We start from the raw sequence: 14,450 nt of genomic DNA on the forward strand, positions 1-14,450 counted from the left end.
TAAAAAGGAGACACGGTGGCTCACTTCGTGATCATGGGTTGTGGCCGTGTTGGCGCAACCCTGGCACACACATTGGAAGATTCAGGGCACTCCGTAGCCATCATCGACCAGGATGAGCGTGCGTTCCGCCGGCTGCGCAACACCTTCACAGGACGCAAAGTGACGGGCGTCGGCTTCGACCGGGACACGCTGAAGCAGGCAGGCGTCGAAGAAGCCTACGCCTTCGCCGCCGTCTCCAGCGGCGACAATTCGAACATCCTCGCTACCCGGGTAGCCCGGGAGACCTTCCACGTGGCCCACGTGGTGGCACGTATCTACGACCCCGGCCGGGCTGAAATCTACCAGCGGTTGGGCATTCCCACCGTGGCTGCCGTGCGTTGGAGCGCCGACCAAGTGCTGCGCCGCATTCTTCCGGAACAGCACCTCGCGGGTGATTACCGCGAGCCTTCCGGGCGGCTCGTGCTGGCCGAAGTCGATCTGCATGAGGATTGGATCGGACACAGCCTGAACTCGATCGAGGCCGCTGCCGGCATCCGCATCGCTTTCCTGACCCGCTTTGGCGAAGGGCTGTTGCCCCAGGCCGGAACGGCCTACCAGGAAGGCGATACGGTGCACGCCATGCTCAGCCTCGACCGTTCGTCGGATATCAGCCGCATCCTCGCCAAAGCACCTGCCAAGGAGAATTAGTGAAAGTCGTCATCGTTGGAGCAGGCAGCGTCGGTTCATCGATCGCCCGTGAACTGCTGGCCCACAACCACCAGATCCTGCTCATCGACCTCAAACCCGAAGTCATCGGCCGCAGCGGGCTGCGCGGTGCGCGCTGGCTGGTGGGAGATGCCTGTGAGCTGAGTACGCTGCAGGACGCCAAACTTGAGGACGCCGACGTCGTGGTTTCCGCCACGGGAGACGACAAGGTGAACCTGGTGGTCTCGCTTCTGGCCAAGACCGAATTCGGAGTGGGCCGAACGGTCGGCCGGGTGAACAACCCCAAGAACGACTGGATGTTCAACGACTCCTGGGGAGTGGACGTAGCTGTCAACACCCCGCAGCTCATGACCGCCTTGGTGGAGGAAGCGGTGGAAATCGGGGATATTGTCCGGTTGCTGACCTTGCAAACCGGTGTGGCCTCCATCGTCGAGTTCACCGTTCCGCACGATTCACACGTCATCGGCAGCACCGTGGGAGACATCGAATGGCCCGAGGACTCGACGCTCGTGGCCATCCTTCGCGACCAGGCGCCTATCACGCCCAGCCGGGACGACGTCCTCGATGGTGGTGACGAGTTGTTCTTCGTCACCACCATCGCCGCGGAAGATGGTCTCAGGGCGCTGTTGTCACCGGACTCGATGGCCGGTCAAGGACCGCGCGACGGTTCGGCGGAAGTCGCCGATCAGTCAGCGGACGACGACGGCTTCGACGGCTGAGGCGCGGGCTTGGTGACGAGCCAAGCCACCCACAGCCCCAGGATGTAGAGTGGTGCGCCCATCAGCAGGCGGGTCGTGGCGAGGGCTGTCAGTCCAGCCTCACCCATGAAGTACAACGGAACCTGGACAACGAGCCGCAAAGCCAGCACCGCAACCACAATCCACGTACCCAGGCGATAAGCGCGGAGCCGTTCCGGGTCCTTGCGCCAGTCCAGTCCTTCATTGCGCACAAAGCCAAACAAAAGTCCCGCGATGGGCCACTTCAGGACTATCGAGAGCACCATGCCCGCGATGTACGCAATATTCGTGAAGAAGCCGAGCACATAGAAGTCCTCAGCCTTGCCGGTGGTATTGGCCAGCCATGCGGAGATTCCGACGCCCACCACTCCGGCCAGGGCTTGGGTCAACGGCCGCCTCTGGATAAGCCTGACCACCGTGAAAACCGCAGCGGTCGCCAGGGAAGCCACCAGGGAAACCGTCAGGTCGCGCGTAGCGGTGAACGCCACAAGGAACACCAAGCCCGGGAGTATGCTTTCGGCGATGCCCTGCACTCCCCCGGCCGACTTGAGCATGTCCACATGCCCGGAACTGTTGCGGTGCAGGCCTGCCTTCTCCGCATATCCTGCGGCAAGGCCAGCCACGGTTTGCGCTTCCGGCCCTTGGCGTTGCGCTGGTTCGCCCGCAGGGTGTGTACCGGCGGGGTCCTTGGGGTCCGGTCCTTCAGCGGCGGTCATCGGTGCTCCTGACGGGAAAGTATTTCGTAGCGTGGATTGAACATGGCCGGCAAGCCGTCCACCTCGGTGACCATCCCGTTCAGCCGAAGCTGGACACCCGCCTCGATGCCGGGGACCCGGCTTCTGCCAAGCCAGATAATCCGAAGCCGCTCATAGGGTTTCTTGTTCGTGGATCCACCAAGCGCGGTCACTGAACTGTGTTCCAGGGCGTCCACCACGATTGCCGAGAAAAACGGCTGCTCGCTGGGGGGCTGGTGGGTCACCGATTCGATGAACCCCGTGCACACAGCCCGCCCGCGGGCGGGGAGGTCCCTCACGCCGCGTGGTGTGTCCTGCCGTTGACCGCCCTGGGCGGGCCGTCCCCCGGTTTCAGCCAATCTGGGTGATCTCCGGACCCCGCTCCGGCCGCTGGACGGAGGGTCCGTTGTGCTGCGCGGCCGGTTGCCCTGAAGCCGTGGCATCCTTTGGCAACCGCAATTGCAGGAGTTCGCGCGGGGGCATGGGGTTGTCCCCACGGACCACCACTACTTGGCGGAACAAATCTTCCAGTCCCGCGGCGGCTTCCTTCTCCAGTGCGGCAGCACCGCCAAGGACGCCGCGAAGGAACCATCGCGGGCCGTCGACGCCCATGAAGCGCGCGGCCCGGAAGCCACGGCTCCCGTCGGCAGCTTCGGCCGGAAGTTTGGCAACCAGCTCGGTTCCGAAGGTTCCGGTCACTTCCTCCGTCTCCCCTCCTTGGCTGGCCACGGATTGGCTGATCTGCTCACGGATTTCCTCCCACAGGCCTTCGGAACGGGGAGCCGCAAAGGCTTGCAATTGGAGGCTTGAGCCACCGAGATCCATGGTCACAGCCACAACCCGTTGGGTCGCTTCTTCGACTTCGAGCCGCAGCTGAAGACCCTCAGCCGGCGAAATCAGCAGGGCGCCGAGATCCACATAGCCGTCGCGGTCCTCGATCTCGTCGCTGTCCCACGGCCCCTTTGCCAACCGAAGGTCGCCTTTGGCGGGCTCAGCTGGTGCCGGGCCCCGGGCTGCGCTTTCCTCGTCGATGACGGCCGCCTCCGGCCGCTCAGCCTTGGACTTCTTGCCGCGCCCAAAAACCATTGGGTTGTCTCCTTAGTAGTGGTCTATCCCCAAGTAAACCGCACCCATGTCGAAGTACGGCAATGCGGCAGGGCATCGGCCGGCGCACTCGCCTGGTTGGGTATGTATGGTCAGGCCACCGGGGCGTTGAAGCCACCAGTGGAACCGAAGCCGCCGGTCCCCCGGACGGAATCGGACAACTCGGCAACGGCGACGAAGCGGGCGTATTCCACGCGCTGGATCACCATTTGGGCAATTCTATCGCCGCGCTTGAGTTCGATTGCCTGGCTCTGGTCGGTGTTGAGCAAGGTGACGGCAATTTCGCCGCGGTACCCGGCATCAACGGTTCCGGGGGCATTGACCACGGTCAGTCCGTGCTTCGTGGCCAATCCGGACCGGGGATGGATCAGCGCAACAAAGCCGTCCGGAAGGGCGATCGACACACCCGTGGGGACCAGTTTCCGTTCCCCCGGAGCGAGGCTCACGTCTTCGCGGGCCCGCAGATCGGCTCCGGCATCGCCAGGGTGGGCGTAGGAGGGTGCCTCCAAGCCTTCGTCGAGCATTTTCAGCTGTACCTCGAGGGTCGGCGCACCGTAGGAGGCCGTCGCGCCGCTTTCGGCATCCGGGGAAAGGGAGTCATTGGTGAATACTGCGGTCTCGTTGCTCACAGTGGTCCATTCTACGTGGACCGACCTCCCCTCGACGGCGGATAAGCTGGACCCATGCCTACGCCTGACCAGTCCGCACCCACGCCTGCCCGGAACCCCTCCGCCTCAGCGGAGTTCCTGTTCAGGGAAAAGCTGTGGCCCACTATCTGGATCTGGATCGTCGTCGTAGGTCTCTCGAGCGCCGGGATCTTGATGTTCGCCCCCATCAGCCCGGCTGCCGGCATCATTGCAGCACTGGTACTGCTGGCGATCATGACCACGCTGCTGGTGCTCTCGACCCCCACGATTTCCGTCACCAAGGACACCCTGCGGGTGGGGCGGGCCAGCATTGACAGGAAGTTCGTTGGATCGGTTGAGGCATTCAGCAAGGCCGAAGCAACGGCTGAGCGTGGCCCCCGCCTCAACGGCCTGGCCTACATGTGCTTCCGTGGCTGGATCGATCCCGTGGTCAAGATCGAGATCACCGATCCCGCCGACCGCACACCGTACTGGATAGCTTCTTCCCGCAGGCCTCAGGAACTCGTTGCCGCATTGCACAAGCGCTGAAGGTCCTAGCTTTCACACTCCGTGCAGTACAGATGGCCATTCCGCTGGGCGGCGATCTGTGAGCGGTGCTTTACCAGGAAGCAGTTGAAACACGTGAATTCATCGGCCTGGGCCGGCATGACCTGGATGAGGAGCTCTTCTCCTGAAAGGTCGGCTCCCGGCAGTTCGAAGCCGTCGGCAAGATCCGTTTCATCCACGTCCACAGCCGAGGATTGCTTTCCCGACTGGCGCGTCTTGAGTTCCTCGATCGAGTCCTCGTTGACGTCTTCCTCGGTCTTCCGAGGGGCATCGTAATCCGTGGCCATGGTCTTTCTTCATCCTCGATGCTTGATGCGGTTTGGATTCCCGCAGCGGGTTTCGGAACCCGCCGCGGCTATAGGGATGTAACATCGGACGCCCCGGATTTGTGCCCGGTATCGGCCAGATTTTCCTCCCCGGGGAGTTGTTTGTCCAGAGCCGCGCGGGCGCTCCCGTTCTCCGGCGGAAACCGCTGTTTTCGCCGGAATATCACGGCACGCCCTTTCTCCTAGTAGGAAAAGGGCACCTTGGGTGGCAGAGTTTCGAATGTCAGTTATGCCATGTGGTGGAGGGTGTTATGCAGGATCTACGGCTGGTAGGCGTCCACGACGACGGCGGGCATCTCCTCTTGAGCGGCCCCGGCGGTGCGATGTTCCAGCTTCCGATCGACGAGGCCTTGCGGGCCGCGGCGATCCGGACCCCCGCCCAGGTTGCAGCACGCGCCTCCATCACCCCCGTAGCCATGTCGCCAAGGGACATCCAGGCCCGGATCCGCAGCGGTGCAACGGCGGCGGAAGTGGCCGAGCTGTCCGGAATACCCCTGGCAAATGTCCAGCGTTACGAAGGTCCGGTCCTCGCCGAACGCGAATACGTGGCACAACAAGCCCGCAATGTGGAGGTCGCTGCTCCCGCCCCGGGCCATGACGCGCACCGCTCGGCCTTCGGCGACAATCCCGCCACTTTGGGCGAGATGGTTGTCCACCGGTTGTCGGCCCACGGCATTGATCCAGGCTCGGTTGAGTGGGATTCGTGGCGTCGCTCCGACGGCACCTGGACCGTCGTCGCGCGCTTTGAAACAGTGCCGGGCTCCGACGGAACCATTGGAGAAGAACCGCCGGCCATGTGGACCTTCAGTCCACAGCGGAAATCCCTGCACAACGCCAATCGCTGGGCCCAGCAGCTAAGCGAACTCGAACCGCTGGACGGACCCGTTCCGGCGCGGCGGCTGGCGGCCGTCTCCGACCGACCGTTCGACTTTGAGGCAGACGCCGGTGCTGCGGCACGGGCCGCCGCGAAGGAATCGGACAACCTCCTGGAGATGCTGCGCTCACGGCGCGGACAGCGCCTCGGGGTGGACGAAGACGCCGACGACGCCTTGGCCGTCCTGCTCAGCAACGTTCCGGCCGCGCACCCCCGCCCCGGAGACGAAGACCAGGCGCAACCCGGTGAATCCGGCGAGGAAGAAACGCCGCCGGCCAGCCAGCCGGCCCACGAACCGGCGCGCATGGACGGCCGGCCGTCCATGCTGGCGCGGCTCAGCCTGGCGCCCCGGCATGTCGAGCCGGACGACGCCGACGATTCCCTCCGGCTGCACGACGGCGTCAGCACCGAGACCCGGGAGATTACCGTTGTTGCGGGTCCCCTGCGGCCGGTGACGTCACTGGCCGATCGTCCGACGGCGGGCGATGCCCCCGTTGCGGACGATGAGCCCGGCCCGGCAGCCGACGTTCCCGGCCAAAGCCCTGTTCACCGCGCAGGCCTCGACGAATTGCTGGGTGGTCCCGGCACGGCAGAATCCCGGCGGAAGCCTGAACCGACCGACGACTCCCTGGCCGAGCCCAAAGAACGCCCGGCTCCCAAGGCCGACGAAGCTCCAGCCGAACGCCAGCCTTCGCGGCCCAAGCGATCCAGCATCCCCAGTTGGGATGAAATCGTCTTCGGCGCACGCGGAGACTAACTCCGGCGCACTTCCCCTGCGCCCGGCCACAAGCAGGCCTCTACGTCAAAGGGCAACGTTTGGTCGGAGCCTGCCATGAGATTGGCGCCGTGAGCCGTAACGCGGCGCATGTAGTGCCTTCGGCACAGCGTCTCGTATTCCACCGCTCCGGGCGGCTGCTGCCCGGCGTTGGAACCCTCATCGCCCGGCGTAACATCGCCCACCATGACCTGTTCGCCCTCCACCACCATGATGCCGTCCCAGGTCCTGGCATTCTGGGTAGCGCGGCGGCCGCACCAGCACAGCGCTTCCACTTGGAGAACCTGGACCTTGTCCGCGAGTTCGATCAAGCGCTGCGAACCGGGAAAGAGCCGCGTACGGAAGTCCGACGTGATTCCGAAGGCGAAGACATCAACCTCCATCTCGTCCACAAGGCGTGCCAGTTGCTCCACTTGGGCAGCGGAGTAGAACTGGGCTTCGTCGCAGATCAGGTAGTCCACGCGGAGTCCGCTGGTGCGCCGGAGCACCACCTCGTCCCAGAAATCCGTGGCGCCGTGCACCTCTACGGCATCGGTTTGGAGCCCCAGCCTGCTGGAAATGGTGGAGTCGCCGGCGCGGTCATTGCAGCTGAAGCGGACTCCGCCCCTTCCCCGTGCCCGGTGGTTGTGGTCCATTTGAAGGGCAAGGGTGGATTTCCCGCAGTCCATGGTGCCGGAGAAGAAAACCAGCTCAGCCACGTGCACCTTTCTTGCCGGTTGCCGTAAAGCAGAGGAACGGCACTTCGCGTTCGGCTTTAGTCAGTGAACCGTGCTGGCCCACTACTTCCAGTGAAGTGGGGCGGACCCGGCGGGTGTCGTAAAGGGCCAGGGTGTCGCGTGCCGCCACCATGATGTCGCCGATGCGCGGCGAGACCTGCGGCTCCACCTCGCCGAACAGCCCTGCCGAGGTTGCCTGCTCGCGGGTAAAGACCCAGATTCGCTCCCCGAAGCGTTTGCGCCAGGCGGCAATGAGCGACTCGCGCGCGTCGGCGCCGGCGTCGGCTTCCAGGTACAAGTGGACCATGCGCGGTTCCCCGGCGGTGTGGCGGACGCCGGCCACCAGGGAAGGGTCGGCGGAGTAGTCGATGCGCTGGGACTCCGGAACATCGAGCATCCCGTGGTCCCCCGTGACCAGGACGGTGGTGCCGGCAGGAAGCGAGGTGGACAAGCGCTTGACCGTGGCATCGAGCTCTTCGAGTTGGTGTTCCCAGCGCTCTGACTGGCAGCCGTGGCGGTGCCCGGCCTTGTCCAGCTCGTTGACGTAGAAGTACATCAGGGACGGTCCGCCGGCAGACATGGCCTCGGCCGCCGCGGCGGTCCTGGCGTGGAGCGTGGTGCCACCGACGAAGCGGCTGCCCCGGAGGGCGGCCTGCGTCATGGGTGAGTTGCCGAACTGTGGGAGGCTGACCGTAACAACATCGACGCTGCCGGCCAGGCGCTCAAAAACGGTCGGATGAGGTTGCCAGAGGGCAGGTTCCACGTGGGCATCCCAGTTCCCCAGCAAGTTGACCACTTTGTCCTGTGCAGGGTCCAGGACGTCGTAGCCAACCATGCCGTGGCTGCCCGCGGGCAGTCCGGTTCCCAGGCTTGCCAGTGATGCGGCCGTGGTGCTGGGGAAGGCCGAGTCTATCCAGGTGGGGATGTTGCCCTGTCCGGCGGCCGTGACGGACCTGAGGAACGGTGTGTGCGAAGCCTTTTGCTTGAGGAGGGAACGCCCCAAGCCATCTGCAAGGACCACGCAGACCCGGTTGCTTGCCGGAAGCTGCAGCTTGTTGGCGAAACCTGGAATTCCCAGGCTGGCAGCCGCACTTGTAAAGACCTCGGCAATCGATTTGCTGCCAAACAGCGGCGGAGCCGGCAGGTCTGCCACGGCATTGGTGTTGCCCGGCTCTGCCACCCTCAACGCTGGTGTCCGCGGCCCAGGCGGTTGCTGAAGACACCTGAACGCGGCCGCGGCGCAGGTATGCCCGTATGGGGAACGGGTGCAGATACTCCTGTGTTCACGGCACGGAGTGCACGGGCGAAGACCTTGGCATCCTGCACGGCCTGGAGTCCATCCGCTTCGGCGCTGATTCGGAGCACAATGTCTTCCTGGGCAATGGTTCCCGTGTAGCCATGGTCCGCCTCGCATTGCGGATCGCCGCAACTGGCCGGGCCCATGTCCAGCCGCTGCCCACCAGACCAGGCAATGGAGAGCGTCAACTCGCGGACGGGATCTGACGGTTTGTAGTCCTGCGGCTGGGAGTACATGTAGCTCAGCACCACTGAACGGATTTGGGCCACGGGAACCGACTCCGTGGAGATCTGCGCCACGATCTGCTCGCCTGCCTCATCCAGTTGCTGGTCATCCACGTGGGTGATGACCAGCATGTCCTCAGTCAGTACCAGCACGGTGATATGGCGCCGGACCTCGGCGCGGTCGAAGTGTGTTTCCAGGTGCACCAGATGGGACAAGCAATCACGGCCATCCAAGGCATCATCAACGACGTCGGCCACAAGACGCGGGTAGAAACCTGCCTGCTGCAGCGCCTGGTCCAGGCTCTGGGCTTGGGAGCTGTGGTTGCGCGCGTTGTGGTGCCCTGTGTTGGACGGGCGGGATTGAGGCGTCGGAGACTGGGTGCTCATTCCCCCATTTTCACAGATCGCTTGGTGACTTCCTAACCGCATCGCGCGCCACCAAGCCCGTGCGGCGGGTGGTCAGGGACTAGTTGCGCATGGCCCGGCGGGCACTGTCCGTGCGCTGGGCAGCATTCCCGATCCAGACTTCAGCCCCCAGGATCGTGGCACCTGCCGGACCGGCCAGCACCGGGTTGAACTCAATCAGGGCGATCCCCGGATGGTCGTCCTTGAGCTTGGCAAGCCGGGAGGCGATATCCTCCAGAGCGCCGACGTCGACGGCGGGGAGGCCTTGGTACCCGAACAACTTCCGGGAGGCGCGCGGAGACCGGATCACGTCGTGGAGGTCGGCCGCGGACAACGGCGGCACGCGGTGGGCCCAGTCATCCAAGAGGTTCACGGCGTCCCCCGCCAAGCCGAATGAAACCACCGGACCGAGCAGGGGGTCCTCCATGGCACGGAAGGTGCACGCTTGGCCCACGGGAGCCATCGCCTGGACTTCCAGCGACGACGATCCGTATGGTTCCAAGGCCCGGCGCATCTGATCGATGTTCTGGCGGAGCGACGCGGCATCCTGGATGTCCAGACGCACCCCGCCAAGGTCCAGGCGGTGCCGAAGGGCGGGGTCCGTGGTTTTCAACACCACGGGCCATCCAATGCCCGTGGCCGCTTCGACGGCTTCGTCCGGGGTTCCGAATCCGATCGCGGGCATCACTTTGATGCCGTAACCGCCAAGCAACGCCGCGGCAGCAGCGGCGTCGAGCTTCCGCAGTTTCTCCCCCGTCACCCCGGACAGCATGGCTGCCAGGGTCTCCCGGGTGCCCTCCACGTCGCATCCGCCGGGCTCCACGAAGAGGCCCTGGTCGCGGTCCCGCCACTGGGCGTACCCAACTATCGCGGACAACGCGGCTACTGCGGATCCGGCGTTGGAATAGCAGGGAAGGAGCGGCCTGCCTTCCTGCCCCACCATCCCTTCGACCTGGACGGAAGGATCCAGGATGCCCGTAAACGCCGATACCACCGGCTTGCCGGCCTCCGCCGCGCACTCAGCCAGGACCCCTGCGAGCGCTTCGACCGTCACGCCACGCACCGGCAGGAGCGCTGCCACGAGGGCATGTACCGATTCGTCGTCGAGGATCTCCCGGAGGCTTGCCCTGAAGGCCGGCAGCGCAAGCGACATCCCTGCATCAAGGTCCACGTTGGTGACGGTTCGCGTGACGTCGAGCCCGGCAGGAGCAGCAGCATCAGCAACCACCGTGGCCAAGGCCACCGAATTGGAGAAGACCGCAACTCCGGGGCCGGCAGGGAGGGCCTGCGTGGAGACGATCTGGGCGATGTCCATGAGCTGTTCGATCGTGTCCACGCGGATGACGCCCGCTTGCCGCATCATGGCGTCCACCGCAGCCGACGGCGCCTGGGTGGTGCGGACCTCATGACCGGGTGGGAGCCGCAGTCCCGTCACGTCCGATTTCGCCACGATGACGGGCTTGCTGCGTGACAACCTTCGGGCAAGACGGGAGAACTTGCGGGGGTTGCCGATGGATTCCAGGTAGAGCCCGACGGCGGACGTATCGGCGTCGTCCTCCCAGTACTGCATGGCATCGTTTCCGGAGACGTCCGCGCGGTTACCCGCCGAGAGGAAGGACGACAGCCCGAGACGACGCCGGCTTGCGGCCGCGTAGACTGCCACGCCCACGGCTGCGGATTGGCTGAACAGGCCAAGTCCTCCCCGGGGCGGCAGGGCCGGGGCCATGGAAGCATTGAGCGAAATGTCCGGGTGGGTATTCAGGATGCCCAGCGATTCCGGTCCGATGACGCGCATGCCGTTGGCGCGGGCCCGCCTGACCAGTTCGTGTTGGCGCGCCAGGCCGCGTTCGCCGTCGTCGGCGAAACCGGCAGTGGCCACAACGAGGCCTTTGACCCCTGCCGCCGCGCAATCGTCCACCACCTTGGGCACTTCGTCATAGGGAACAGCGACGATGGCCAGTTGCACCGGGCCTGGAATGTCGGACAGTTTGCCGTAGGACATCATGCCCGCCAGTTCAAAGGCCTCCGGGTTGACGGCGTACACGGCTCCCTTGAAGCCGCCCTCGATGAGGTGTTCGAGAAGCTGGTAGCCCACCGTCCCCCATTTGCGGCTGGCGCCGATGACGGCAATGGACGACGGCGCCAGCAGGTCGCGTACGCTGCGCGCCTCCGCGCGGTGCTCGCGTGCTTCCATGACGGCGCGCGATTTCTCTGTGGGGTCGATGTTGAATTCGACGCTTACGACGCCGTCGTCGAACTGGCGGGTGAGATCGTAACCGGCGTCGGCGAACACCATGAGCATCTTTCGGTTCTCGGGCAGGACTTCCGCTGTGAAGCGCCGGATGCCGTTTTCCCGGGCAGCGACGGCCAGGTGCTCCAGCAGGATGGAGCCGATGCCGCGGCCTTGATGGGAATCGGAGATGTTGAAGGCGACTTCGGCCTCGTCCGGGTCGTCCAGCCGGTCGTAACGCCCCACACCCACGATCTCGCCACCAATGGTGATGACGAACGCGACGCGGTTGACGTGGTCCACTTCGGTAAAGCGCCGGACTTCCTTGCCGGACAGCTTGGCCTTGAAGGAAAAGAACCGCATATAGATGGATGCCTGTGACTGGCCCGCGTGGAAGGCCTGCAGCGCGTCTGCGTCCTGCGGCCGGATGGGCCTGAGATGGGCGGTTCCGCCGTCGCGCAAGACGACATCGGCCTCCCAATATTCCGGATAAATGCCGACCCCGGGCTGATCCACCATAGGCTTAGCCTAGCTAAACATCCGCAGTACATCTTTTAAGGATCCACCGACCCCATGGCCCGCAGCCAAACTTCCGCACGCAAAGGCGAGCCCCTCGGCGATTTCACCGAGACGATCGTCGACATTGACGTCACTTCCGAGATGGAGGGCTCCTTCCTGGAGTACGCCTACTCGGTGATCTATTCGCGTGCCCTTCCCGACGCACGTGATGGCCTCAAACCCGTCCAACGCCGCATCCTCTACATGATGGCCGACATGGGCCTCCGCCCCGACCGCGGCCATGTGAAGAGCGCCCGCGTGGTGGGCGAGGTCATGGGCAAGCTCCACCCCCATGGAGATGCTGCGATCTACGACGCCATGGTGCGCATGGCGCAGGATTTCTCCCTTCGCCTGCCGTTGATCGACGGCCACGGCAACTTCGGCTCGCTCGACGACGGTCCGGCGGCGCCCAGGTACACCGAAGCCAGGCTGGCTGCGGCCGCATTGACCATGACCGACCACCTCGACGAAGATGTGGTGGATTTCGTTCCGAACTACGACAACCAGCTGACACAGCCGGAAGTCCTGCCTGCGGCGTTCCCCAACCTCCTGGTGAACGGGACCACGGGCATCGCGGTGGGCATGGCCACGAACATGGCTCCCCACAACCTGGTGGAAGTCATCGCAGCTGCGCGGCACTTGATCTCAAACCCTGATGCCACCCTGGATGACATCATGAGGTTTGTCCCGGGACCTGACTTGCCGACGGGCGGGCGGATCGTGGGCCTGGACGGCATCCGGGACGCGTACGCCACCGGTCGTGGTTCCTTCAAGACCAGGGCCAAGGTGGAGGTGGAGCAACTCACTGCCCGCCGCACCGGCTTGGTGGTCACCGAGCTCCCCTACATGGTGGGACCCGAAAAGGTTATTGAACGCATCAAGGATGCGGTCAACGCCAAGAAGCTGACCGGCATCAGCGACGTGGTGGACCTGACCGACCGCAATCATGGGCTGCGCCTGGTGATCGAACTGAAGAACGGTTTCAATCCGAACGCCGTCCTCCAGCAGCTCTACCGCTTCTCGCCCATGGAAGACTCCTTCGGCATCAACAACGTGACCCTTGTGGATGGCCAGCCCCAAACGCTTGGGTTGCTCCAGCTCCTCCAGGTGTACGTTGACCACCGCATCAACGTGGTCCGACGCCGGACTGCGTTCCGTTTGGGCAAGAAAAAGGATCGCCTCCACTTGGTGGAGGGCCTGCTGATCGCGATTGTGGACATTGACGAAGTCATCCAGATCATCCGTTCATCGGATGAAGCGTCGGCCGCCCGCGAACGCCTGATGTCCATCTACGACCTCAGCGAGATCCAGGCGAACTACATTCTGGAGCTCCGCCTTCGCCAGCTCACCAAGTACTCACGCATTGAACTGGAAAAAGAGCAGGACGAGCTGCGCAAGGAGATCGAGGCTCTCGAGGCCATCCTGGGCAGCGACCAGTTGCTCCGCGAACTGGTTTCCGGGGAGTTGGCTGAGATTGCGGAAAAGTACGGAACTCCGCGTCGGACGGTGCTGCTGGAATCCGAGGCCGTCTCCCCCACGGTTGCTGCCGCGCTGGCAGCCGCCGCGCCGGGGCCCAAGGGGAAGGCTGCCGCGCTTCCCCTTGAGATTGCGGACGACCCCTGCTGGGCCTTGCTCAGCGTATCGGGCCAGATCGCGCGAACCTCGAACCAGGAGCCCCTTGGGGAGTCGGGGCCGCGGGCCAAGCACGATGTTTTCCGATCAGTGGTGAAGACCACCGCGCGTGGCGAAATCGGCGCCGTGACTTCCTCCGGCCGGATGCTCCGGCTGCAGGTCATGGACATGCCGGTGCTTCCACCAGTGAGCGGTTTGCCCAATCTGGCCGGCGGCGTGCCCGCCAAGGAATTCATCACCCTGCTTAAAGGTGAAACGTTGGTGGCCTTCGTCCCGTTGGATCAGGTCCTTGCCATCGGAACCGCGCAGGGCGTGGTAAAGCGCGTCCAGCCGGACTACCCCTTGAACCGCGAGGACTGGGAAATCATCTCGCTCAAGGACAAGGACATGGTCCTCGCCGTGGAACCGGCGCACGAGGAGGACGTCGATCTTGTCTTCCTGACGAAGCAGGCACAATTGCTGCGCTTCAGCGCGTCCAACGTCAGGCCACAGGGCAGGACCGCAGGCGGCATGGCAGGCATCAAGTTGGCGGCGGGCGACGAAGTGATCCACTTCGGTGCCGTGCGGCCCAACGATCCTGCCGCCGTCGTCGTGACGATTGCCGGAACGGTGGGCGCGTTGCCGGGGACGGCACCGGGCACGGCCAAGGTGACCGCATTCGAGGAGTACCCGGCCAAGGGCCGCGCCACCGGCGGTGTCCGCGCCCACCGCTTCCTCAAGGGCGAAGACACGCTGCTGCTGGCGTGGGCCGGACACGGCCCGGCCAAGGCCTCAACCAGCGCAGGCGTCGCCCGGGCCCTCCCGCACGAACACGGCCGCAGGGACGGGTCCGGCGTGCCGTTGTCCCAGCCTGTGGAAGCGATCGGTCCGAGCATGGCGTGGCCCGAATCCACCCCGGACGGAGCATAAGCGGGACACAAGAGGGGCCGGCGGTTCGACA

14 protein-coding genes are annotated in these 14,450 nt (G+C 64.7%); 5 read left to right on the forward strand and 9 right to left on the reverse strand.

Going from position 1 to position 14,450, the window contains the following annotated elements:
- Positions 1-15: 15 nt before the first annotated feature.
- Positions 16-687 carry a potassium channel family protein gene (locus ACFVSJ_RS18730; RefSeq protein ID WP_387438472.1) on the forward strand — a complete coding sequence of 224 codons (672 nt, stop codon included), beginning with the start codon at positions 16-18 and terminating at the stop codon, positions 685-687.
- Entirely contained in the window at positions 687-1,424 is a 738-nt protein-coding gene (locus ACFVSJ_RS18735; RefSeq protein WP_387438473.1) for a potassium channel family protein, read from the forward strand. The genes ACFVSJ_RS18730 and ACFVSJ_RS18735 overlap by 1 nt, the downstream gene beginning before the upstream one ends.
- On the opposite strand, the gene ACFVSJ_RS18740 is transcribed toward ACFVSJ_RS18735, so the two are convergent.
- From ACFVSJ_RS18740 to dut, 4 genes are all read right to left on the reverse strand, one after another.
- Positions 1,391-2,158 (reverse strand): DUF3159 domain-containing protein, encoded by a 768-nt coding sequence (locus ACFVSJ_RS18740; RefSeq protein ID WP_387438474.1) that lies wholly within the window; start codon positions 2,156-2,158, stop codon positions 1,391-1,393. The genes ACFVSJ_RS18735 and ACFVSJ_RS18740 overlap by 34 nt on opposite strands.
- Positions 2,155-2,475: a hypothetical protein gene (locus ACFVSJ_RS18745; protein ID WP_387438475.1), complete on the reverse strand. Its 321-nt coding sequence runs from the start codon at positions 2,473-2,475 to the stop codon at positions 2,155-2,157. Before ACFVSJ_RS18745 ends, ACFVSJ_RS18740 begins: the two co-directional genes overlap by 4 nt.
- A 52-nt stretch (positions 2,476-2,527) precedes the next feature.
- Positions 2,528-3,262, reverse strand: a complete 735-nt coding sequence (locus ACFVSJ_RS18750; protein ID WP_387438476.1) for a DUF3710 domain-containing protein — start codon at positions 3,260-3,262, stop codon at positions 2,528-2,530.
- A gap of 110 nt (positions 3,263-3,372) precedes the next feature.
- A complete protein-coding gene (gene dut / locus ACFVSJ_RS18755) occupies positions 3,373-3,909 on the reverse strand; it encodes a dUTP diphosphatase (protein WP_387438478.1) in 537 nt (178 codons plus the stop codon).
- A 54-nt stretch (positions 3,910-3,963) separates the two neighbouring features.
- Between dut and ACFVSJ_RS18760 the strand changes: the two genes are divergently transcribed.
- Positions 3,964-4,455: a DUF3093 domain-containing protein gene (locus ACFVSJ_RS18760; protein WP_387438479.1), complete on the forward strand. Its 492-nt coding sequence runs from the start codon at positions 3,964-3,966 to the stop codon at positions 4,453-4,455.
- Positions 4,456-4,460: 5 nt separating this feature from the next.
- On the opposite strand, the gene ACFVSJ_RS18765 is transcribed toward ACFVSJ_RS18760, so the two are convergent.
- Entirely contained in the window at positions 4,461-4,760 is a 300-nt protein-coding gene (locus tag ACFVSJ_RS18765) for a DUF4193 domain-containing protein (RefSeq protein ID WP_387438480.1), read from the reverse strand.
- Positions 4,761-5,050: 290 nt separating this feature from the next.
- Between ACFVSJ_RS18765 and sepH the strand changes: the two genes are divergently transcribed.
- Entirely contained in the window at positions 5,051-6,430 is a 1,380-nt protein-coding gene (sepH, locus tag ACFVSJ_RS18770; protein ID WP_387438481.1) for a septation protein SepH, read from the forward strand.
- On the opposite strand, the gene ACFVSJ_RS18775 is transcribed toward sepH, so the two are convergent.
- The 4 genes from ACFVSJ_RS18775 to ACFVSJ_RS18790 form a co-directional block, all read right to left on the reverse strand.
- Positions 6,427-7,146, reverse strand: coding sequence for a thymidine kinase (locus tag ACFVSJ_RS18775; RefSeq protein WP_387438482.1), 720 nt, complete (start codon positions 7,144-7,146; stop codon positions 6,427-6,429). The two genes, sepH and ACFVSJ_RS18775, sit on opposite strands and share 4 nt — an antisense overlap.
- Entirely contained in the window at positions 7,139-8,317 is a 1,179-nt protein-coding gene (locus ACFVSJ_RS18780; protein WP_387438484.1) for an alkaline phosphatase family protein, read from the reverse strand. The genes ACFVSJ_RS18775 and ACFVSJ_RS18780 overlap by 8 nt, the downstream gene beginning before the upstream one ends.
- A 29-nt stretch (positions 8,318-8,346) precedes the next feature.
- Positions 8,347-9,072 carry a DUF5998 family protein gene (locus ACFVSJ_RS18785; protein WP_387438485.1) on the reverse strand — a complete coding sequence of 242 codons (726 nt, stop codon included), beginning with the start codon at positions 9,070-9,072 and terminating at the stop codon, positions 8,347-8,349.
- 79 nt (positions 9,073-9,151) lie between these two features.
- Positions 9,152-11,839, reverse strand: a complete 2,688-nt coding sequence (locus ACFVSJ_RS18790) for a GNAT family N-acetyltransferase (protein ID WP_387438487.1) — start codon at positions 11,837-11,839, stop codon at positions 9,152-9,154.
- A 54-nt stretch (positions 11,840-11,893) separates the two neighbouring features.
- On the opposite strand from ACFVSJ_RS18790, the gene ACFVSJ_RS18795 reads away from it, so the two are divergent.
- On the forward strand, positions 11,894-14,419 hold the full coding sequence (locus ACFVSJ_RS18795; protein WP_387438488.1) for a DNA topoisomerase (ATP-hydrolyzing) subunit A: 2,526 nt from the start codon (positions 11,894-11,896) through the stop codon (positions 14,417-14,419).
- Positions 14,420-14,450: the final 31 nt, after the last annotated feature.

It is taken from the genome of Paenarthrobacter sp. NPDC058040 (assembly GCF_042885775.1).
Classification (GTDB): domain Bacteria; phylum Actinomycetota; class Actinomycetes; order Actinomycetales; family Micrococcaceae; genus Arthrobacter.